General features: G+C 60.8%; 1 pseudogene. It reads left to right on the forward strand.

The features are described from left to right. Window positions 1-531: pseudogene (locus ACMUOY_RS20285) on the forward strand (recombinase family protein); the annotation flags it as partial.

Raw genomic sequence — 531 nt, forward strand, 5'->3', positions numbered from 1 at the left:
CCGGGAGTTGTCGGCCAAGGTGTTCGCTGGACAGTGCCGCCTGATCGAGCTGGGCTTTCGGCAAGGGGGGCCCGCTGGCTATGGCCTGCGACGTGTGCTGGTCGATCAGTCCGGCACGCTCAAGGGCGAACTGGCTCGCGGCGAGCACAAGAGCCTGCAAACCGACCGCGTCATCCTGCAGCCGGGGCCCGACGACGAAGTCGCCGTCGTCAACCAGATCTACCGCTGGTTCGTCACGGACAACCTGACCGAGCTGGAGATCGCCGAACGGCTCAACACGCAAAACATCCGGACGGGATTGGACACGAGCGACCATTCGCGAAGTGTTGTCCAACGAGAAATACATCGGCAACAACATCTACAACCGGCGATCCTTCAAACTCAAGAAGCACCGTGTGGTCAACAGCCCAGAGATGTGGATCAAGAAGGAAGGCGCGTTCGAGGGCATCGTGCCACCGGAACTCTTCTATACGGCGCAGGGCATCTTGCGCGCAAGGGCACATCGGTACAGCGACGAGGAGTTGATCGAGA

This window comes from Candidatus Skiveiella danica (genome assembly GCF_022705245.1).
Classification (GTDB): Bacteria; Pseudomonadota; Gammaproteobacteria; order Burkholderiales; family Burkholderiaceae_C; genus Skiveiella; species Skiveiella danica.